Here is a 19,630-nt window from a genome sequence, read left to right on the forward strand (position 1 = left end):
CCTGCGCGGCCGCTGACTGTGCAGCCGCCGCGAACGCGCCGTGGGCGAGGGCGTGGAGCAGGGCGGCCATGCCGTCGCGCTGGAGGCCGCTGCGCTCACCCTGCTCGGGGTGCGGGCCGAGGCTGTGCGGGGTCGAGTTGATCAGGCCGAAGACGGCGTGCACGGCGGCCCGCGCCACCGGTTCGGCGGCGGGGCCGGCCAGCGGCGGATAGGCCTGCCGGACCACGTCCACCCACAGTTCGACGTAACCGCGCTGGAGCCGGCGAACGGTGCGCCGGTCCTCCTCCTTGAGGTTCAGCAGCTCGCGGTCGTGCAGGGTGATCAGGTCCCGGTCGTTCAGCGCGAAGTCGACGTGGCCGCTGATCAGCGCGTCCAGCGTGGCGGCAGGGCCCTCGCCGCCGCCCGCCCGGCGGCGCCCCTCGTCCAGCAGGCGCTCGCTGATGCCGATCAGCAGGTCCGCGAGCATCGCGTCCTTGCCCGCGAAGTGACGGTAGAGCCCGGGGCCGCTGATCCCGACGGCCTTGCCGATCTCGTCCACACCGACGCCCAGGAAGCCCCGGGCGGCGAACAGCCTCGCGGCCTCCCGGCGGATCTGGTCACGGCGGGGCAGTGCGGAGGCGGCGGGGACGTTGGGCATGCCGTCCATCGTAGACAGTCGGGTTATCCGCCGTTAACCTGGGCGCGTAAGTTAACGTTAATTAACGTGATCACGGGCGGACGCACCCGGCTGCCACCTGGTGCCGAGGGCAAGGGAGCTCTTGGGAATGGTCATCTCAACCGCCGGCACACCCACCGGCGTCCGGCTCGGCGCAGCGACCGGCACGGCGGCGGCGCCCGGCGCCGCACCCTCCGCGGCCGCCGCACCGGCACCCCGGCTCGGCAGCTCCGCCGACCCGGGCTCCGAGGCGTACCGCGCCAACACCGAGGCGCACCGGGCGCTGGTCGCCGAACTGCGCGCGAAGCTCGACGCCGCCGCCCTGGGCGGTGGTGCCAAGGCCCGCGCCCGGCACACCGCCCGCGGCAAGCTGCTGCCCCGCGACCGGGTGGACACCCTGCTCGACCCGGCCTCCCCCTTCCTGGAACTGGCCCCCCTGGCCGCCGACGGGATGTACGACGGCGCGGCGCCCGCAGCCGGAGTGATCGCCGGCATCGGCCGGGTCGCCGGACGCGAGGTGGTGGTGGTCGCCAACGACGCCACCGTCAAGGGCGGCACCTACTACCCGATGACGGTGAAGAAGCACCTGCGCGCCCAGGAGGTCGCGCTGGAGAACCGGCTGCCGTGCGTCTACCTGGTCGACTCCGGCGGCGCCTTCCTCCCGATGCAGGACGAGGTCTTCCCGGACCGCGACCACTTCGGCCGGATCTTCTACAACCAGGCCAGGCTCTCCGCCGCGGGCATCCCGCAGATCGCCGCCGTGCTCGGCTCGTGCACGGCCGGCGGCGCGTACGTCCCGGCGATGAGCGACCAGGCCGTGATCGTCCGCAACCAGGGCACGATCTTCCTGGGCGGCCCGCCGCTGGTGAAGGCCGCCACCGGCGAGGTGGTCACCGCCGAGGAGCTGGGCGGCGGCGAGCTGCACTCCCGCACCTCGGGGGTGACGGACCACCTGGCCGAGGACGACACCCACGCCCTCTCCATCGTCCGCACGATCGTCGCCGGGCTCGGCCCGCGCGGGCCCAGGCCGTGGCCGCTCGCCCCGGTCGAGGCGCCGGCCGTCGACCCGGCCGGCCTGTACGGCGCCGTGCCGGTCGACCCGCGCACGCCCTACGACGTGCGGGAGGTGATCGCCCGCCTGGTGGACGGCAGCCGGTTCGCCGAGTTCAAGGCCGAGTACGGCGCCACCCTGGTCACCGGCTTCGCCCGGATCCACGGCCACCCGGTCGGCATCGTCGCCAACAACGGCGTGCTGTTCGCCGAGTCGGCCGTGAAGGGCGCCCACTTCATCGAGTTGTGCGACCAGCGCGGCATCCCCCTCCTCTTCCTCCAGAACATCACCGGGTTCATGGTCGGACGGCAGTACGAGGCGGGCGGCATCGCCAAGCACGGCGCCAAGATGGTCAACGCCGTGGCCTGCACCCGCGTCCCGAAGCTGACCGTGGTGATCGGCGGCTCGTACGGAGCCGGCAACTACTCGATGTGCGGCCGGGCCTACTCCCCTCGCTTCCTGTGGATGTGGCCGGGCGCCAAGATCTCCGTGATGGGCGGCGAGCAGGCGGCCTCCGTCCTCGCCACCGTCCGCCGTGACCAGTTGGAGGCGCACGGCGAGGAGTGGCCGGCCGAGGCGGAGGAGGAGTTCAAGCGCCCCGTCCGCGAACAGTACGAGCGCCAGGGCAACGCCTACTACGCCACCGCCCGGCTCTGGGACGACGGCGTGATCGACCCGATGGACACCCGCACCGTCGTCGGTCTCGCGCTCACCGCCTGCGCCAACGCCCCGCTGGCACCGCCCGCTCCGTACGGCGTCTTCCGCATGTGATCCCGCCCGGAGTCACCCCCGCGTCCGTGCCCCGGCCCTCCCGGGGTGACGCCCCGGCCCTTCCGGGGGTGACACCCCGGGGCACCGGCCACCCCGGCCGGTGCCCCGGCCGCTCACACCACCTCCTTCGTACGGCTCCCCTCGACCCGGAGGAACGCCTCCCATGTTCGACACAGTTCTGGTCGCCAACCGCGGCGAGATCGCCCTCCGGGTGATCCGCACCCTGCGCCGGCTCGGCGTCCGCTCGGTCGCCGTGTTCAGCGACGCGGACGCCGACGCACCGCACGTCCGCGAGGCCGACGTCGCGGTCCGGCTCGGCCCGGCCGACCGCAGCGACAGCTCGGCGGCCGAGACCTACCTGCGGACCGACCGGATCCTCGCCGCCGCCCGCCGCACCGGCGCCCAGGCCGTGCACCCCGGCTACGGCTTCCTCGCCGAGAACCCCGGCTTCGCCCGTGCCTGCGCCGACGCGGGCCTCGTCTTCATCGGACCACCTCCCGGTGCCGTCGAGCTGATGGGTGACAAGATCAACGCCAAGGAGGCCGTCCGGGCCGCCGGCGTCCCGGTGGTGCCCGGCAGCCAGGCCACCTCACCCACCGACGAGGACCTCGTCGCCGCCGCCGACGAGATCGGCTACCCGGTGCTGCTCAAGCCGTCAGCCGGTGGTGGCGGCAAGGGCATGCGCCTCGTGCGGGACCGCGCCGACCTGCCCACCGAGATCGCCGCCGCCCGCCGCGTGGCCCGCACCGCCTTCGGCGACGACACCCTGCTGCTGGAACGGTGGGTCGACCGGCCGCGCCACATCGAGGTGCAGGTGCTCGCCGACGCCCACGGCACCACCGTCCACCTCGGCGAGCGCGAGTGCAGCCTCCAGCGCCGCCACCAGAAACTGATCGAAGAGGCTCCCTCCGTTCTCCTCAATGCCGAGACCCGCGCCGCGATGGGCGCTGCGGCCGTCCGCGCCGCCGAGTCCTGCGGCTACACCGGTGCCGGAACCGTGGAGTTCATCGTCCCCGGCATCGACCCGGACGCCCCCGCCTCCGCCGCCGAGGGGGTGCGGGACTTCTTCTTCATGGAGATGAACACCCGCCTCCAGGTGGAACACCCCGTCACGGAGCTCGCCGTCGCCGTCGGTGCGGACGCGGCCCGGCTCGACCTGGTCGAGTGGCAGGTGCGCGTCGCCGCCGGTGAGGCGCTCTCCTTCAGCCAGTCCGACATCTCCTTCCTGGGCCACGCCATCGAGGCCCGCCTCTGCGCCGAGGACCCGGAACGGGACTTCCTGCCCACCGGCGGCCGCATCCTCGCCCTGGACGAGCCCCGGGGCGAGGGCATCCGCGTCGACTCCGGGATCGCCCCCGGAACCGTCGTCACCAGCGCCTACGACCCCATGCTCGCCAAGGTCATCGCGTACGGGCCCGACCGCCCGACCGCGCTGCGCCGGCTCCGCGCGGCGCTGGCCGACACCCGCATCCTGGGCGTCACCACCAACGCCGGCTTCCTGCGCCGACTGCTCGCCCACCCCGAGGTCGCCGCCGGCCGGCTGGACACCGGCCTCGTGGAGCGCACGGCCCAGGAGCAGCCGGCCCTGCTCACCTCGCCGTACTCCCCGACGAACGCGGCCGCCCCGGACACGACCACGGCGGCAGTCGAACCCCGTGCGGTGGAACCGCCGTCACCCGCTCACCTCCTCTACTACGCGGCCGCACTGGCACGGCACCTGGAACTCGCCCCGCCGGCCGATCCCGGCGGATGGACCGACCCTTTCTCCCTTCCCTCCGGCTGGCGCCTGGGCGGCACGCCCGCCTGGACCACCCACCGCCTCCGTACCCCCGGCCAGGATCCGGTGGCGGTGCGCGTCCGTTCGATCACTGCGGGCAACGTAGCCGATGCCACTGACAATTCCGCCGGGACCGCCCGCGCACTGGAGCTCCGCCTCGACGAGGGCCCCGTTCACCGCGCCCGCGCGACCCTGGCCGGCGACCGGCTGCACCTGACCGTCGACGGCCTGCGGACCACGTTCTCGCTGGCCACCGACGCCGCCCCCGGCCTCGCCGCCGGACCGGTGACCTGGCTCGGCCTGGACGGCGACGCCTGGCCGCTGCACGCCTACGACCCGGTCGTCGAGAGCGCCGCCGGGGCCGGCGCGCACCACGGCGCCCTCACCGCCCCGATGCCCGGCACCGTCACCGTCGTCAAGACCACGGCGGGCGAGTCGGTGCGCAAGGGGCAGCCCCTGCTCGTGCTGGAGGCCATGAAGATGGAACACGTGATCGCCGCGCCGCACGACGGCGTGGTGGCCGAGCTGCGGGCCACCGCCGGGGCCACCGTCGCCATGGAGGACCTGCTGGTGGTGGTCGCCCCGGTCGAGGACACGACGGCCGGAGACACGGTCGGGGACGCGACCGCCAGGGATGCGACGGCCGGAGGCACGGCCACCGAGCCGGCCGCCGCCCCCGCCGAGCCCGCCGAGCCCGCGGAGGTGCGGTCGTGACCGCCGCCGCCCGCGAGCCCGACGCCCTCGACCTGGGCCTGCCCGAGCCGGTCCGCGCCCCCGGGCTGCCCGAGGAGGTCCGGATCCACGAGGTCGGGCCGCGCGACGGCCTGCAGAACGAGAAGTCCCTGGTGCCGGTCGAGGTGAAGGCCGAGTTCATCGCCCGACTCGCACAGGCCGGTCTGCGCACCGTCGAGGCGACCAGCTTCGTTCACCCGAAATGGGTACCCCAGCTGGCCGACGCCGAGGAGCTGGTACCCCGGCTCGCCGGTCTGCCGGAGCGCCACCCCGGCCTGCGGCTGCCCGTGCTGGTGCCCAACGAGCGCGGCCTGGAGCGCGCGCTCGCCCACGGCACCGCCGACATCGCGGTGTTCGCCAGCGCGACCGAGACCTTCGCGCGCCGCAACCTCAACCGCTCGGCGGACGAGGCCATGGAGATGTTCCGCCCGGTCGTGAGCCGGGCCACCGGGGCCGGCATCGCGGTCCGCGGCTACCTCTCGATGTGCTTCGGCGACCCGTGGGAGGGCCCCGTCCCGATCGACCAGGTGGTCCGGTACGGGGTGCGACTGCTGGAGCTCGGCTGCACGGAGCTGAGCCTCGGCGACACCATCGGTGTCGCCACCCCGGGCCAGGTCACCGCCCTGCTGGCGGGCTTCGCGCGGGCCGGCGTCCCGGTCGGTCGCCTCGCCGTGCACTTCCACGACACCTACGGCCAGGCGCTCAGCAACACCCTCGCGGCGCTGCGCGAGGGCGTCACCACGGTCGACGCCTCGGCGGGCGGCCTGGGCGGCTGCCCGTACGCGAAGAGCGCCACCGGCAACCTGGCCACCGAGGACCTGGTCTGGATGCTGCACGGGCTCGGCGTCAGGACCGGCGTCGACCTGCGCTCCCTCGTGGCGACCAGCGGCTGGATGGCCGAGCGCCTCGGCCGGCCGAGCCCCTCCCGCACCGTCCAGGCACTGCTCGGCCCCACCGGCGGCTGACCCGTCCGCTGCCGCCCCGGCGCCGGCCGCCCGCACCACCCGGCCGGTGCCGCGCACCACCCGCACCACCCGACAGACCGTCCGCTTATCGCACCGTGCGACCGTCACACCGTCCGACGGACGCCGGTCACCCCGCTCACGTCCGCGGCCGACCCGGCCGGGCGCCAGGAGGATCACCATGCTCGACCACAGGCTCAGCAGCGAGTACGAGGAACTGCGGCGCACCGTCGCCGAGTTCGCCCAGGACGTGGTGGCGCCGAAGATCGGCGGGTTCTACGAGCGGGAGGAGTTCCCGTACGAGATCATCCGCGAGATGGGGCAGATGGGGCTCTTCGGCCTGCCCTTCCCGGAGGAGTACGGCGGGATGGGCGGCGACTACTTCGCCCTCGGCCTCGCCCTGGAGGAACTCGCCCGCGTCGACTCCTCGGTGGCGATCACCCTGGAGGCCGCCGTCTCGCTCGGCGCGATGCCGATCTACCGGTTCGGCACCGAGGAGCAGAAGCGCACGTGGCTGCCCCGGCTGACTTCGGGCGAACTCCTCGGCGCCTTCGGCCTCACCGAGCCGGAGGGCGGATCGGACGCGGGGGCCACCCGGACCACCGCGCGGTACGACGAGGCCACCGACGAGTGGGTCATCAACGGGACCAAGTGCTTCATCACCAACTCGGGCACCGACATCACCGGACTGGTCACCGTCACCGCGCTCACCGAACCGATCGCTCGTTCGAGTGAAGAGGGCGAATTCCGCTCGCCTACCCGGGAGATCTCCTCCATCATCGTGCCCACCGGGACCCCCGGCTTCCAGGTCTCGAAGAAGTACTCGAAGGTCGGGTGGAACGCATCCGACACCCGCGAACTGTCCTTTACCGACTGCCGCGTTCCCGCGGCCAACCTGCTGGGCGAGCGTGGCCGAGGCTACGCCCAGTTCCTGCGGATCCTCGACGAGGGCCGCATCGCGATCGCGGCCCTGGCCACCGGCCTGGCCCAGGGCTGCGTCGACGAGTCCGTGAAGTACGCCGGCGAGCGCCGGGCCTTCGGCCGGCCGATCGGCGCCAACCAGGCCATCCAGTTCAAGCTTGCCGACATGGAGCTGCGCGCCCACACCTCCCGCCTGGCCTGGCGGGACGCTGCTTCCCGGCTGCTGCACGGCGAACCGTTCAAGAAGGAGGCCGCGATCGCGAAGCTGTACTCGTCCGAGGCCGCCGTCGACAACGCCCGCGAGGCGACCCAGATCCACGGCGGGTACGGCTTCATGAACGAGTTCCCGGTCGCCCGCTTCTGGCGCGACTGCAAGATCCTGGAGATCGGGGAGGGCACGTCCGAAGTCCAGCGCATGCTCATCGCCCGGGAGCTCGGCGTCGGCGCCTGACGGCCACATCCTGATGGTCGCCTCCGGGCCGACCCGAGCCTGCCGGGCCGCCATACCGGACAAGGCGCTGCTCCACAACGGGAGTTGAGGAGCGGCGCGGCAGAGGAGGGCATCAGGAGGAGACCTTGCGGTGGCTTCGTGGGAAGCCGCCGGAACCGGGCCTCAGGGGATCACGATCACCGGGCGGTTGGCCCGCCGCGCCAGCCGCCCGGAGACCGAGCCGAAGATCTTGCCGAGCAGGCCGTGCGTCGTGCCGACGACGATCGCGTCGGCGGCGTACTCACGGCCGACCTCCTCGATCTCGTGGCAGATGTCCCCGCCGCGCTCGACCAGGATCCACGGCACCCCGGTGAGGAAGTCCGCGCAGGCGAGCTCCAAGCCGAGGACCTCGGTCCGGTGGTCGGGGAGGTCGACGAACACGGGTGGCTCGCAGCCCGCCCAGACTGTGGCGGGCAGGCGGTTGGCGACGTGCACGATCACCAGGCCGCACTGCGAACGACGCGCCATGCCGACGGCGTAGGCGAGGGCGCGCTCGCTCGACAGCGAGCCGTCGAAGCCCACCACCACGCCGTGCTGGAACACGGGGTCGAGGGACGGCGCCGGGATGTCCTGCCCGGACGGGTCGGCCCGCCCGCCCAGCGGGCCGGTCCCGCCGGAAGCCGCCTCCGGGTACTCGGCCCCCGGGCCCAGGCGGCCCGTCACCGGAGCCCCGGAGGGGTCGGCCGGGGCTGCACCACGCCGCTGGCGAGGCCCCGAGCGCTCACGGCGGGCGAGGCTGCCCCGACGGGCGAGGCCGCGCAGAGCGCGTGTGAAGCCCACCGGGCCGTCGTGCCCCGGGGCGGGCCGCCCCGGGCCCGTCGGCAGCGTCGCGTCGGCCGCTCCGACCGCTCCTGCTGCTCCCGTCGCTCCGGCGTTCTCCGCGCCGTCGGGGCTGACCGGCCCGACGGGTGCGCCGGGGGCCTCGGGGCCGGCGGCTGGCTCATGGCCCCTCCGCACGCCCGGGACGCGCCCACGGGCGTCAGCGCGGGGCTGGGCTTCGGCGTGCCCGTCGTCGGCAGGGCCGTCCGTACGGCCGTCGCTGTCGTCACTGCCAGCTCTGTCGCCGCGGTCGGCGCCGGGGTGGTCACCGCGGGGCTCGGAGGCAGGACCACCGGCCGGGCCCACGCTGCGGGACGTGTCCGGTTCCACCGGTCGGGGAGGCTCAAAACCAGCCATGGCTCACGGCTCTTCGATGGAGAGGGGCCGACAGGAGAGGAGAACAACGCTGCCCGGGCAGCAGGCCCGCCCACGGGATGACGTCGGTCTGCGCCGCGCAGCACCGTATGTGACCTGTTCCTTTCAGAATACGACGGGCTTGGGGCCCCGCCCAGCGAGGAAGCTCCGGAGCGACGTTGTTCCCGCGAAAGGGGGATGCGCCCGCCGAGGCAATGCGCCCCGCCCGCAGGCGATCGCGCCCCCTCCGGAAAGGAGGTTCCCTGGAGCTTGACTGAGCGGACCGGACGGCGCAACAGCCCCACGGAACACCGTGACCGGACTGTCATGGATCGGCGACGATCCGTTGCGGCGCGTCGCGAACGGTGACCTCCGGCCCGCCCACCGACCTGCCCGAAAGCCCCGCCCCCACAGCCCCGGCCACCCCGGGAACCACCCCCGCCCCAGGCACGCGCAGGCCGTTTCAGCCACTCCCTACGGCTTCGCGACGGCGTCTGGCATTTGCCAGGTGCATAGGCGCGACCGCTGGCACCATGCTCGGCATGCCCCTGCTCCTGTTCGACCTCGACAACACCCTGCTGCCCCGGGACGCCGCCTACCGGGCCTGGGCGCAGGACTTCCTGTCCGAACACGATCTCCCGCCGGGCGACCTCGAATGGTTCGTCACCCTCGACGGCGGCGGCTACGTACCGCGCAGCACCGTACTGTCGGCGGTCCGGCGCCGCTACGGGCTGGACGTCTCCGCCGAGTTCCTGATCGCCCACTACCGACGCGGCATCAACTCCCACATCCACTGTCCGCCCCGGCACATCGAGGCGCTGCGCACCGCCCGGGACGCCGGCTGGACGCTCGGGATCGTCAGCAACGGCGGCACCCGGCCGCAGTTGGAGAAGATCCGACGGACCGGGCTGGGCCCGCTGGTCGACGGCTGGGTCATCTCGGAGGAGGCCGACTGCGTCAAGCCGGACCCGCTGATCTTCGAGATGGCCGCCCAGCGGTGCGGCGTCGCCCCCACCGGCGACTGGGCCGAGCACACCTGGATGATCGGCGACCACGCCCCCGCCGACATCGCGGGCGCCGAGCTCACCGGGCTGCGCAGCGTCTGGCTGCACCACGGCCGGCCGTGGGCGGAGAGCGGCTACCGGCCGACGCTGAAGGCGGCCGGTCTGCCCGAGGCCGTCGGCCAGGTCCTCGCCGCGCGGAACGCGCCCGCGCCGCGGCCCGGCGTCCGCTCCGGCGGGCCGCTGCGGAAGGCGGCGGGCATGCCGGTGCACGCGACGGCGCTGGTCGGCGCACGGTCCGGCGTACGTCCCGCGATGGCCGCCCTGGACGGCCCGAGCACATCCGTTCCCGCTACCGCCGCGGCCGGCGGGGGATCCGCCTCCGCAGGCGGGCCGGGTGTCCGAAACCGATCCGGCGGGTTTGCCGTGATCGCCGAGGGCCGTCACGGGGGCCGCCCCTCTGACCGCCCCGAGACCCGCGCGGAGACCGGCCCCGGCGCCGGGAGCGGGACGGACGGCAGGATCGGGACGGGCGTTGCCTTCACCGCGCCCGCCGTACCACCGACCGCCCTGTCCGCAGCCCCACCCGTCACCGCATCCCCGGCGGTGCCCAGCACGACGGCCGCCCGGTAGCACCTCGGCCGGCCCCTCCCGCACCCCCGAGCCCCTCCCCGCGCCTCCTCGCCCCCGCCCTCGCCCTCGCCCTCGCCCCTAAGGCACCCCTATCGCGCCCCCGCCCCCTGGCTTCCCATCACCCCGCCCCGCCCGCCGCCGCTACTCCGGCACCGGCGTCCGGGTCGGAGTCCGGGTCAGGGTCCGGGCCGGGGCCGGGTCCGCGTCCGGCCGCAGGTGCGGGCCCGCACGACGAACCCGGGCATCCGGTGGGGCAGCCCCACCGAGCGGGCCCACCGCCGCTACGCCGCCGTCGGCGCCGGTGTGCGGGTCCACCAACACGTCCGGGCCCGCTCGACGAAGCCGAGCTTGCGGTAGAGCGGCTCGCCGAGCGAGGTGGCGACCAGGGTCGCCGGGCGGTCCGGGTGCGCGTGGGCCAGGGCGGTCCGGAGGACGGCGCCCGCCACGCCCCGGCCGCGCTGGTCCGGCAGGGTGGCGACCCAGTAGACGCCGGTGGCCCGGCCGTCGTCGTAGGTCAGACAGGTGCCCGCCACCGCGCCGTCGACGCGGCCGAGCCAGCCCCGCCAGCCGGGTGTCTCCAGCAGGCGCTCCGGAAGGGCCTCGGCCCGGACCCAGGGCTGCCGGGCGGGCAGCGGGAAGCCCTCCACGATGGTCCGCTCGACCAGCGCGAAGGTGTCGCCGTCCCGCGCCTCATCGACCGTCAGGCTGCCGCCCCCGGAAGCCTGCGAGACCGCGGGCAGGGCGGTGGCCGCACCCTCGACCGGCCCCGGGTCCCGGACCATCACCGGCATGACCGGCATCCGGGTGGCCCCGAGTCCGGTGAGGTCGAGCCCCTCGTACGGGTCCTCCACCGTGCAGCGTATGGTCGACCACTCGGCCATCAGCTCCGCCAACTCCCGAGCGACGGCGGCCGGTTCCTCGTAGGGGCGGGTCACCACGATGCGGTGCGCATCGTCCGGGGTCCGGGCGCACCGGACGGCGGTCAGCCCCGGGCGGGTGCGGGACTGCCAACCGTGGACGCGGGCTTGGGCGAGCCAGAAGGCCGCGGCGTTGTCGTTGGCCCGTTCGAGCCGGCTGTCGGTGTTCACCGCAGGACCGTAACCCGGCGGTCCGGTTCCCGGTTCTGCCGTACCGGGCTTGGCCGGATGAAGCCTGGGAGGCGCACGACTTCTCCCTGTGCGCCCCCTCGTGCACCGCCGATTTTCGGTCAATTTCGCGCCGATCCCTCCCGCTTGGGCAAATCCGCAGCCCAGACCAGCCGGCCGGGCGCGCCGGAGCCGGACGCCCCAGGAAGCGTCCCGCGACAACAAGCCACCGTTGCCCCGGCCCTCTTCCCAGAAAGGTCGACGGGTGCCACGCTTCGTGATCGAATGCATCACGCCAAATTGCCATGTCGACATAGCGTCGGATGGTGAACTTGTCACAACGGCAACGGTCCACCCGATAGATTTCGATCTTGGCCAGCAGTGCCGCACCACCCACACCACACCACCGAGGGGGCTTGAGCGCCTTGAGCAGGGTGAGCAGGAGCGACGCGGGTCCTGACAGCGGCCAGGCGGCGGCCGGCAGCGCGGGTCGGTCCGCGAGAAGCACTGGCACCGCGTCGATCGCCACCACCCGCACCTCCGGCTCCCCGGGCACCGGCTCGCACTCCTCGTACTCCGCGGTGCCGTCCTCCGGGGCGGGCGCCGGAGCCGGCCCCGGCGCGGTGCCGGGCGCGGCCGAGCACGGCGCAGCGGCTCCCTACGGGGGCCAGTCCGGCTACGGAGGCCAGTCGGGCTTCGGCGGACAGCACTTCGGCGGGCAGCCCGCCGGCCGAGGCCCCGTCAGCTCCGGGCAGCCCTACGGCGGCGAGTACCCGGGCCATTCCAGCCATCCCGGTCACCCCGCCCACCCGGGCCTTTCCGGCCACCCCGGCTACGGCGGCCAGCTCGGCCATGCCGGACCTGCCGGCCACTCGGGCCACTCCGGCTACGGCAGCGGTGCCCCGGGTGTGAACGGCGCCCCCGGGGCCGCCCCCGGGGCGGGCGGCGGTCCGCTCGGCGGCCTCGCGCTCGGCGGTGGCTCCGGCCACGGTCCACTGGGCCACGGCGGCCCCGGCGCGAACGGCTCCGCGCCCCCGTCGGCGGCCTCCGCCCCCCGCAAGCTGTCCGGCCGGCGCCGCCGGGAGACCGTCGCGGTGCTGATCTTCGGCGGCGCCCCGATCTTCGAGAGCTCCATCCCGCTCTCCGTCTTCGGGGTGGACCGCCAGGACGCCGGGGTACCCCGCTACCGCCTGCTGGTCTGCGCCGGGGAGGACGGCCCGCTGGCCACCACGGGCGGCCTGACCCTCTCCGCCCCGTACGGCCTGGAGGCCCTGGCCCGCGCCGGCACGATCGTCGTACCGGCCTGGCGCTCGATCTCCCAGCCGCCGCCGGTCGAGGCGATCACCGCCCTGCGCAAGGCCCACCACGAGGGCGCCCGGATCATCGGGCTCTGCACCGGCGCCTTCGTCCTGGCCGCCGCCGGACTGCTCGACGGCCGCCCGGCGACCACCCACTGGATGTACGCGCCGACGCTGGCCAAGCGCTACCCCCGGGTGCACGTCGACCCGCGCGAGCTGTTCGTCGACGACGGCGACGTGCTCACCTCGGCCGGCACCGCCGCCGGCATCGACCTGTGCCTGCACGTGGTGCGCAGCGACCACGGTGCCGAGGCGGCCAACGCGCTGGCCCGCCGCCTGGTGGTGCCGAGCCGCCGCGGCGGCGGAGGACAGGCCCAGTACATCGACCAGTCTTTACCGGAGGAGATCGGCAACGACCCGCTGGCCGAGGTGGTCACCTGGGCGCTGGAGAACCTCAACCAGCAGTTCGACGTCGAGGTGCTGGCGGCTCGCGCGTACATGAGCCGGCGCACCTTCGACCGGCGGTTCCGCACGCTCACCGGCAGCGCGCCGTTGCAGTGGCTGATCACCCAGCGGGTGCTCCAGGCGCAGCGGCTGCTGGAGACCTCGGAACTGTCGGTGGACGACGTCGCGCGCCGGTGCGGGTTCCGTTCGCCGGTGGCGCTGCGCGGGCACTTCCGCCGCCAGCTCGGGGTGTCGCCGGCCGCGTACCGGACCAGCTACCGGGCCCGCCGGCCCGGTCAGCAGCCGCCCACGGCCACCGGCGTGCTCGGCGACCTGCGGCTGTCCGGAGCACTGCCGCACCCGGCGGGCGCGGTCTCCCCGGCGGGCGGGCCGCTGTTCGGCGGGGCCCACGGCGTGCCGTCGGCGCAGCCGTTCCCGGCCGGTCCGGGGGCGCCGGTGCCGGTCGGCCCGCACGGGCAGCCGGTGCCGCACGGCCAGCAGACCGGGCACGGGCAGCCGGGAGGGCACGGGCAGTCCGGCGGGTTCGGTCCGGGCCAGGTCGGGACGCCGACCGGTCAGGCCTTCCACGCCCGTGCGGGGCAGCCGTACCCGCACCAGCAGGCCGCGCAGCAGTCGCACCCCGGGCAGCAGGGTGCGGCAGGGCGCGGTCCGCTGCGGCCGCCGGTCGTTCCGCCGCAGGCCGGCGCGGGGACGGGGCGTCCGCCGCGCACCGCCGAGCACGCGGCGGCGGAGGACGGCCTCCCCCAGCCGGGGGCTCGCGGCCAGGGCCAGGGGCACCGGAGCGCGGCCGAGCGGCCCGCGGACGAGCCCGGCCCGGCCGGGCGCGGTCACGGGGCGACCACCGGACGGATGCCGGCGCAGGCCGGGCAGCCGGGCGCCGGGCCCGGTGAGCTCCGCGGCCGCCAGGCGCGGACCCCGCAGGTCCGCGGCCAGGCCGGCCGGCCCTCGGCCGAGGGCTCCCGGGCGGCGCGCGAGGGCCGGGCCGGACGGGACGGCCATGCGGTCCTGCCCGGGCGGGAGGGCGAGCACCCGGGCGGGCACGGCGGTCACGACGGGCCGGAGGAGCACCAGGCCGAGGCACCCCGCTCGGCTCCACCGGTCCCCGCGGCGCGTGATCGCGCCGTAGGGTGAGTTGTGTGAATGACCGTTTGGTATGGATCGACTGTGAAATGACCGGCCTCGACCTCGACCGGGACGCCCTGGTCGAGGTCGCGGTACTGGTGACGGACTCCGAGCTGAACATCCTCGGCGAGGGCGTGGACGTCATCATCCGGCCGCCGGCGGAGGCGCTGGCGAACATGCCCGAGGTGGTGCGCGCGATGCACACCGCCTCCGGGCTGCTGGAGGAGCTGGAGCAGGGCGTGACCCTGGCCGAGGCCGAGGCGCTGGTGCTCGCCTACGTGCGCGAGCACGTGCCGGAGGTCGGGAAGACCCCGCTGTGCGGCAACTCGGTGGCCACCGACCGCGGCTTCCTGGCCCGGGACATGCCGGCCCTGGAGAAGCACCTGCACTACCGGATCGTGGACGTCTCCTCGATCAAGGAGCTGGCCCGCCGCTGGTACCCGAAGGCGTACTACAACAGCCCGCCGAAGGGCGGGAACCACCGGGCGCTCGCCGACATCCGGGAGAGCATCGACGAACTGCGGTACTACCGCGAGGCGGTGTTCGTCCCGCAGCCCGGTCCGGACTCCGACGTCGCGCGCGCGATCGCCGCGAAGTACCGGACCCCGGAGAGCTGAGCCCGGGGCCGCCCCGGTGGGCCCGCTCCGGGAACGCCCGGTGGAACCGCCCACCGGAGCCGCCCCGGCGAGCCCGGCCGCAGGGCCGCGGGGGTGCCGCCCCGGCCGGGACGAAACCCTGGCGCGAGCACCCTCTCGGATCCTGTAGAGTTCTTCCTGTCGGAACGGGAACGCGAGAGCGGGAACGGACCGGACAGATGGTGGGTGTAGCTCAGTTGGTAGAGCACCTGGTTGTGGTCCAGGTGGCCGCGGGTTCGAGTCCCGTCACTCACCCCAGAGCCTGAGGGGCCGATCTCTTCAAGAGATCGGCCCCTCAGGCGTTTTCGCGCTCCCCGCCCGTACGCGGCCTCAGTTGTCCGCCGCCCCAGCCGCACGGCGCCCCGGCCGTGGCGCACGGCGCCGACCGTGCGCGGCGTCAGCCGTACGCCCCCTGCCGGGATGTGCGCTCCCTCACACACGCCCGCCCGATCGACTCTTCCGCACCCCTGCCCCCAGAAGCTACCGACTAGTAACATCGTCGCCATGACCACACCTACGATCGGCCAGCTGCTCGACTCCACCGTGCCGATGGCGCACACCCTCAAGCTCGAGTACCTGGAGACCACCCCGGAGCGGGCCGTGCTGCGGCTCCCGGACCAGGCCGCGTTCCACAACCACGTCGGCGGCCCGCACGCCGGCGCGATGTTCACGCTGGCCGAGTCCGCCAGCGGCTGCATCGTGCTGGCCGCCTTCGGCGACCAGCTGTCCCGGGCCGTGCCGCTCGCCGTGAACGCCGAGATCGCGTACAAGAAGCTCGCCATGGGCGAGGTCACCGCCACCGCGCTGCTCGGCCGCCCGGCCGCCGAGGTCGTCGCCGAGCTGGACGCGGGCGGCCGCCCCGAGTTCCCGGTCACCGTCGAGATCACCCGGGCCGACGGCGCCGTCACCGGCGTGATGACGGTCACCTGGACCCTGCGCCCCAACTCCTGACCCCGGGCCGGTCGGTAGCCCCGGGAGCAGTGGCCCCGGGGCCCCCGGACGATGACTGTCCGTGACGGCGGCGTGACCTCACCGCCCCGCCGCTCGTTCTCGATTCACGTGCGAGCCAATCACGCGACCAAGGCCCAGGTACCCGCCCCCGGCGGCGTCGCCGGTGCCCACCGCGGGATCGCCCGGTGGCTGCCCCGCCCGCGGATCGTCGCGGCCGCCGGGGCCCTGCTCGCACAGCTCTGGGGCGTCGGCGCTCCCGGGGCCTGCGCGGCCGCCGTCGAACCGCTGCCGGACCCGGCCCGGCCCGCCGTCCGCCGCGCCCTGCACGCCGCGCCGTTGCTCGACCGGCCGGCGCCCGGCGGCCCCGCCCTCGGCGGCCCCGCCCTCGACGGGCAGTCAGCCGAACACCCCGTCGGCTCCGGGCCACCGACGGGTGGGACGCCGGGCCGCTCCCCCGGGCCGGTCGGCGAAGGCCCGGTCGGCGGGATCGCCGGTGCCGCGGGGGCCGCAGGGGCGGTCAGCGGGACCCTCCAGGAGCGCATCCGGGCCGGTGGGCTGCCGCTTCCCGGCCAACGGGCGGCCGTGCCCGACGCCTTCGCACTCGCCTCCGGGCTGCTCGACACCGCCCCCGCCCAGGCCCGGACCGACCGCCCCCGTGCCTCCCGCGAGGACGGCCCCGCCGACGCACACCCCGCCGCCCGCCGCCGTGAGGGCGCCGCCGAGCCCGCCGTCCCCCGGCAGCGCGAGGCCGCGGCGGCGGACCCCCTGCTCCGGGAGGCGGCGGCCACCTCCGTCGAGGACGGCGACCCCGGCCCGGCCCCCGGCCCCGCGCCCGCGCCGCCTCCCCCACCGGGCCTCGGTCCGGCTCCGGCGGCGATGGCGATCGCCGACACCGCCGCGGCGGCCGCCTCCGGCGCCGGCTCCGCCACCGCGACCGCCGTCCTCGCCCCCATCGCCGCCGGGCTGCTGCTCACCGGCGCGGCCATGTGCAAGCACCGCGGGCTCCCGAGCGGCCACTGAACGGCCCCCGCACCCGCCCGGCGCGCGGGCCGGGCCTCGCCCTGTACGGCGACGAGGACGCGGGCCCGGCACCGGCGAGGACGGCCTCCCACGGCGGCCGGGCGCGGCCGCCGTGGGAGAGCCGCTAAGGCATTTCTCTCCGATCATCGGGTCGTTGGCCTGGTCGTGCCGTTGACTGACGCGCAGTGGGCGCGGACAGAGCCGTTGTTACCGGACCGGACGCCGAGGCGGGGAGGGCGGTGGCGCGATCACCGGCAGGTGATCGGTGCGACCGCCTGGAGGTTCCGGACCGGCTCGCCGTGGGTGCACCTGCCCGCCGGGTACGGCTCCTGGAAGGGCGTCCACACCCGGTTTCGGAACCGGGCGATCGACGGAACCCGGGCGCGGGTCTTCACCGCCCTGCTCGCCCGGGCCGACGCGGAGGGAGACCTGGACCGGGTCGTCTCGGTCGACTCCACGATCGTGCGAGCGCACCAGAACGCGGCCGGGGCCCGCCAGAAGGAGCCCCGGCCGACGAACCCGGCCACCACGCCCTCGGACGCCCGCGCGGCAGACTCACAACGAAGATCCACCTTGCCGCGGACGGCCGCTGCCGCCCGCTGTGCTCCCACCTCACGCCCGGCCAGGCCGGCGGCGCGCCCGCGTTCGAACACGTCATGGCCGCCCTGCGCGTGCCCAGGGCGACCGGCAGGCCCCGCACCCGACCCGTCGTGGTCCTGGGCGACCGGGCCTACCCGTCGAGGCCATCCGCGAGCACCTGCGGCGGCGCGGGATCCGGGCGGTGAGCGGACCGGGGCCCGCGGCGTGGTCTCCCCGAGCGGTACGGGACGCTCGCACAAGCACCGGGCCCTCGGCAGGTCCCGAGGGGGCTGACCACCAAGCTCCACCTCATGACGGACGGCCGGGGCCTGCCGCTGTCGGTCGTGCTCACCCGGGCAGCGTCGACGACGCCACCGCGTTCGGCCGAGCCCTCGACGGCATCCGCATCCCGCGCGCCGCCACGGGCCGCCCGCGCACGGCACCGAACCGCCTGCTGGGCGACACGGCGTACTCCAGCCGGGCGGCCCGCCACGACCGGAACGTGGTCGAGCGATGCTTCGCCCGCCTCAAGCAGTTCCGTGCGATCGCGACCGGGCCCGACGAGCTCGCCGACCGTCACCGCGCCGGAGTCGTCCTGGCCTCCCCGGTCCGCTGGCTCCGCGAACCAGCACGGTGATCAGTTGTCAGACAGGCCGCGGGCGGCGGCCACGTCCAGGGCGAGCAGCGGGAGTTCGCGCCCCGGGATGGAGCCGGACGGGGCGCTGCCGATCCGGGTGGCGCCCATCGCGCGGTAGAACGGCTCGGCGTTCGGATCGGAGTCGATGGTGAGCCGGCGCAGGCCGAGCGCCGCGGCCAGGCCCCGGGCCCGCTCGAACAGGGCCCGGCCGACACCGCGGCCGATCGCCCCGGGCTCGACGAAGAGCAGGTCCAGCGACCCGGTCGGCGGCACGCCGGAGAGCGCGACGAACCCCAGGAGCTGCCCGCCCTCCTCGGCCACCGCCGTGGCCGACCGCTCGATCAGCCCGGCGTCCACCGTCAGCTCCGCGCGACAGGCGGCCATGAACGCCTCGTCGTAGCCCCAGTACGCCTTGGACCGCAGCGCGATGCCCGTCAGCTGCGCGGCCTCCTCGGGCCGGGCCGGTCTGATCTCCATGGCACCCCTCGGATCGGTGGCGGCGGACGGCAGCGCCATTGTCGGCCGCGACTCGATCGTCCGCCAACGGTTTTCCGGTGCGCGGCGCGCAGCTCCGGGCGGCGCGCAACCCCGCGCCGCGCACGCGCCCCCCGGCCGCCGATCCGCGCCGCCCCACCGGCGTCGGGCCTCAGCCCGGCCGGGACCGGGGCCGCGGCCGGCGGGCCGTCAGCGGAACACCCCCGGCGGCGGCTCCGGGGACGGGGCCGCCGTGGCGTCCGTCGCCGGGACGGCCCCGGCCGCGAAGTCGGTGAGGGCGCGGCCGTGTTCGACCCGGGCGTGGGCGGAGTCGGAGGCCGCGCGGCGGGTCAGCTCGGCGATCGGGAGCGGGGTGTGGGCGGCCGCCAGGACGAGGTTGCCGAAGCGCTTGCCGCGCAGCACGGCCGGGTCGGCGATCAGGCACAGCTCGGGGAAGACCGCGGCGAGGGTGGCGACCTGGGAGCGGGCGAAGGGCAGGGCGCCGCCGTCCGCGATGTTGGCGGCGTACCAGCCGCCGGGGGCGAGGGCGCGGGCGGCGAGGGCGGTGAACTCGACGGTGGTGCAGTGGGCCGGGGTGCGGGCCCCGGAGAAGACGTCGGTGATCACCAGGTCGACGCTGCCCTCCGGGGTGCGCTCCAGCACGCTCCGGGCGTCCGCGCCGCGCACCTTGATCTGCCAGCCGCGCTCCAGGGGGAGTTCGGCGCGGACGAGTTCGGTGAGCGCGGTGTCGATCTCCGCGACCTGCTGGCGCGAGCGCGGCCGGGTCGCGGCGGTGTAGCGGGCCAGGGTGAGGGCGCCGCCCCCGAGGTGCAGCACGGTGAGCGGGCGGCCGGGCGGGGCGACCAGGTCGATCAGGTGGCCGAGCCGGCGCTGGTACTCGAAGCCGAGGCGGGTGGGGTCGGCGAGGTCGACCAGGGACTGCGGGGCGCCGTCGATCAGCAGCGACCAGGCGGCGGGGCGGTCGCGGTCGGGGCGCAGCTCGGCGAGTCCGGAACCGACGGGCCGGCTGAGCGGGCCCTGGGCGTGGCTGCGCCCGCCCGGTCCGGTGGCGGCCTCGGGTTCCGGGCCGCGCGCGGCCCTGCTGCTTCGTCCCATGGCGGCCATTATCTCCGCTGCCGGAGGACACCCGCTGGTCAGGGGCGTGCCCCGGGGTCCGGCCGGGGCCCGCGGAGGGGTC

The 19,630-nt window shown here is 75.5% G+C and carries 12 protein-coding genes, 1 tRNA gene and 3 pseudogenes; 11 read left to right on the forward strand and 5 right to left on the reverse strand.

Annotated features, from left to right (window positions below; all coding sequences use genetic code 11):
• Positions 1–10 precede the first annotated feature (10 nt).
• Positions 11–637 (reverse strand): annotated as a pseudogene (locus ACH5AR_RS33285) (TetR/AcrR family transcriptional regulator); the annotation flags it as partial.
• A 127-nt stretch (positions 638–764) separates the two neighbouring features.
• On the opposite strand from ACH5AR_RS33285, the gene ACH5AR_RS33290 reads away from it, so the two are divergent.
• The 4 genes from ACH5AR_RS33290 (at position 765) to ACH5AR_RS33305 (ending at position 7,320) form a co-directional block, all read left to right on the forward strand.
• A complete protein-coding gene (locus tag ACH5AR_RS33290) occupies positions 765–2,477 on the forward strand; it encodes a carboxyl transferase domain-containing protein (RefSeq protein WP_396305264.1) in 1,713 nt (570 codons plus the stop codon).
• 163 nt (positions 2,478–2,640) lie between these two features.
• On the forward strand, positions 2,641–4,968 hold the full coding sequence (locus ACH5AR_RS33295) for an acetyl/propionyl/methylcrotonyl-CoA carboxylase subunit alpha (protein WP_396305265.1): 2,328 nt from the start codon (positions 2,641–2,643) through the stop codon (positions 4,966–4,968).
• Positions 4,965–5,951 (forward strand): hydroxymethylglutaryl-CoA lyase, encoded by a 987-nt coding sequence (locus ACH5AR_RS33300; RefSeq protein ID WP_396305266.1) that lies wholly within the window; start codon positions 4,965–4,967, stop codon positions 5,949–5,951. Before ACH5AR_RS33295 ends, ACH5AR_RS33300 begins: the two co-directional genes overlap by 4 nt.
• 178 nt (positions 5,952–6,129) lie before the next feature.
• Positions 6,130–7,320 (forward strand): acyl-CoA dehydrogenase family protein, encoded by a 1,191-nt coding sequence (locus tag ACH5AR_RS33305; RefSeq protein WP_396305267.1) that lies wholly within the window; start codon positions 6,130–6,132, stop codon positions 7,318–7,320.
• 162 nt (positions 7,321–7,482) lie between these two features.
• Here ACH5AR_RS33305 and ACH5AR_RS33310 read toward each other — a convergent pair whose 3' ends face one another.
• Positions 7,483–7,959, reverse strand: a complete 477-nt coding sequence (locus ACH5AR_RS33310) for a universal stress protein (RefSeq protein ID WP_396305285.1) — start codon at positions 7,957–7,959, stop codon at positions 7,483–7,485.
• A gap of 1,115 nt (positions 7,960–9,074) precedes the next feature.
• On the opposite strand from ACH5AR_RS33310, the gene ACH5AR_RS33315 reads away from it, so the two are divergent.
• Positions 9,075–10,166, forward strand: a complete 1,092-nt coding sequence (locus ACH5AR_RS33315) for an HAD-IA family hydrolase (protein ID WP_396305268.1) — start codon at positions 9,075–9,077, stop codon at positions 10,164–10,166.
• Positions 10,167–10,447: 281 nt separating this feature from the next.
• Here the strand turns inward: ACH5AR_RS33315 and ACH5AR_RS33320 are convergent, their stop codons facing one another.
• A complete protein-coding gene (locus ACH5AR_RS33320; protein WP_396305269.1) occupies positions 10,448–11,254 on the reverse strand; it encodes a GNAT family N-acetyltransferase in 807 nt (268 codons plus the stop codon).
• A 992-nt stretch (positions 11,255–12,246) separates the two neighbouring features.
• Here ACH5AR_RS33320 and ACH5AR_RS33325 point away from each other — a divergent pair.
• From ACH5AR_RS33325 to ACH5AR_RS33350, 6 genes and pseudogenes are all read left to right on the forward strand, one after another.
• Positions 12,247–13,294 (forward strand): annotated as a pseudogene (locus tag ACH5AR_RS33325) (helix-turn-helix domain-containing protein); the annotation flags it as partial.
• An 856-nt stretch (positions 13,295–14,150) separates the two neighbouring features.
• A complete protein-coding gene (orn, locus tag ACH5AR_RS33330; protein WP_396305270.1) occupies positions 14,151–14,753 on the forward strand; it encodes an oligoribonuclease in 603 nt (200 codons plus the stop codon).
• A 200-nt stretch (positions 14,754–14,953) separates the two neighbouring features.
• Positions 14,954–15,029, forward strand: a tRNA-His gene (locus ACH5AR_RS33335).
• 246 nt (positions 15,030–15,275) lie between these two features.
• Positions 15,276–15,722, forward strand: coding sequence for a DUF4442 domain-containing protein (locus ACH5AR_RS33340; protein ID WP_396305271.1), 447 nt, complete (start codon positions 15,276–15,278; stop codon positions 15,720–15,722).
• Positions 15,723–15,830: 108 nt separating this feature from the next.
• On the forward strand, positions 15,831–16,742 hold the full coding sequence (locus tag ACH5AR_RS33345; RefSeq protein WP_396305272.1) for a hypothetical protein: 912 nt from the start codon (positions 15,831–15,833) through the stop codon (positions 16,740–16,742).
• Positions 16,743–16,901: 159 nt separating this feature from the next.
• Positions 16,902–17,974 (forward strand): annotated as a pseudogene (locus tag ACH5AR_RS33350) (IS5 family transposase); the annotation flags it as partial.
• Here ACH5AR_RS33350 and ACH5AR_RS33355 read toward each other — a convergent pair.
• Positions 17,959–18,435 carry a GNAT family N-acetyltransferase gene (locus tag ACH5AR_RS33355; RefSeq protein ID WP_396305273.1) on the reverse strand — a complete coding sequence of 159 codons (477 nt, stop codon included), beginning with the start codon at positions 18,433–18,435 and terminating at the stop codon, positions 17,959–17,961. The pseudogene ACH5AR_RS33350 and the gene ACH5AR_RS33355 sit on opposite strands and share 16 nt — an antisense overlap.
• Before the next feature lie 207 nt (positions 18,436–18,642).
• Positions 18,643–19,548: a spermidine synthase gene (locus ACH5AR_RS33360; protein ID WP_396305274.1), complete on the reverse strand. Its 906-nt coding sequence runs from the start codon at positions 19,546–19,548 to the stop codon at positions 18,643–18,645.
• Between the last annotated feature and the right edge of the window lie 82 nt (positions 19,549–19,630).

Origin of the sequence: Kitasatospora sp. NPDC018619 (assembly GCF_044391605.1) — a bacterium.
Classification (GTDB): Bacteria; Actinomycetota; Actinomycetes; order Streptomycetales; family Streptomycetaceae; genus Kitasatospora.

What these genes read in the sequence shown, in the direction of transcription:
- ACH5AR_RS33315 (WP_396305268.1), top strand. Translation starts at nt 9,075, where the DNA reads ATGCCCCTGCTCCTGTTCGACCTCGACAACACCCTGCTGCCCCGGGAC.
- ACH5AR_RS33340 (WP_396305271.1), top strand. Translation starts at nt 15,276, where the DNA reads ATGACCACACCTACGATCGGCCAGCTGCTCGACTCCACCGTGCCGATG.
- ACH5AR_RS33355 (WP_396305273.1), bottom strand. Translation starts at nt 18,435, where the DNA reads ATGGAGATCAGACCGGCCCGGCCCGAGGAGGCCGCGCAGCTGACGGGC.
- ACH5AR_RS33305 (WP_396305267.1), top strand. Translation starts at nt 6,130, where the DNA reads ATGCTCGACCACAGGCTCAGCAGCGAGTACGAGGAACTGCGGCGCACC.
- ACH5AR_RS33360 (WP_396305274.1), bottom strand. Translation starts at nt 19,548, where the DNA reads ATGGGACGAAGCAGCAGGGCCGCGCGCGGCCCGGAACCCGAGGCCGCC.
- ACH5AR_RS33290 (WP_396305264.1), top strand. Translation starts at nt 765, where the DNA reads ATGGTCATCTCAACCGCCGGCACACCCACCGGCGTCCGGCTCGGCGCA.
- ACH5AR_RS33295 (WP_396305265.1), top strand. Translation starts at nt 2,641, where the DNA reads ATGTTCGACACAGTTCTGGTCGCCAACCGCGGCGAGATCGCCCTCCGG.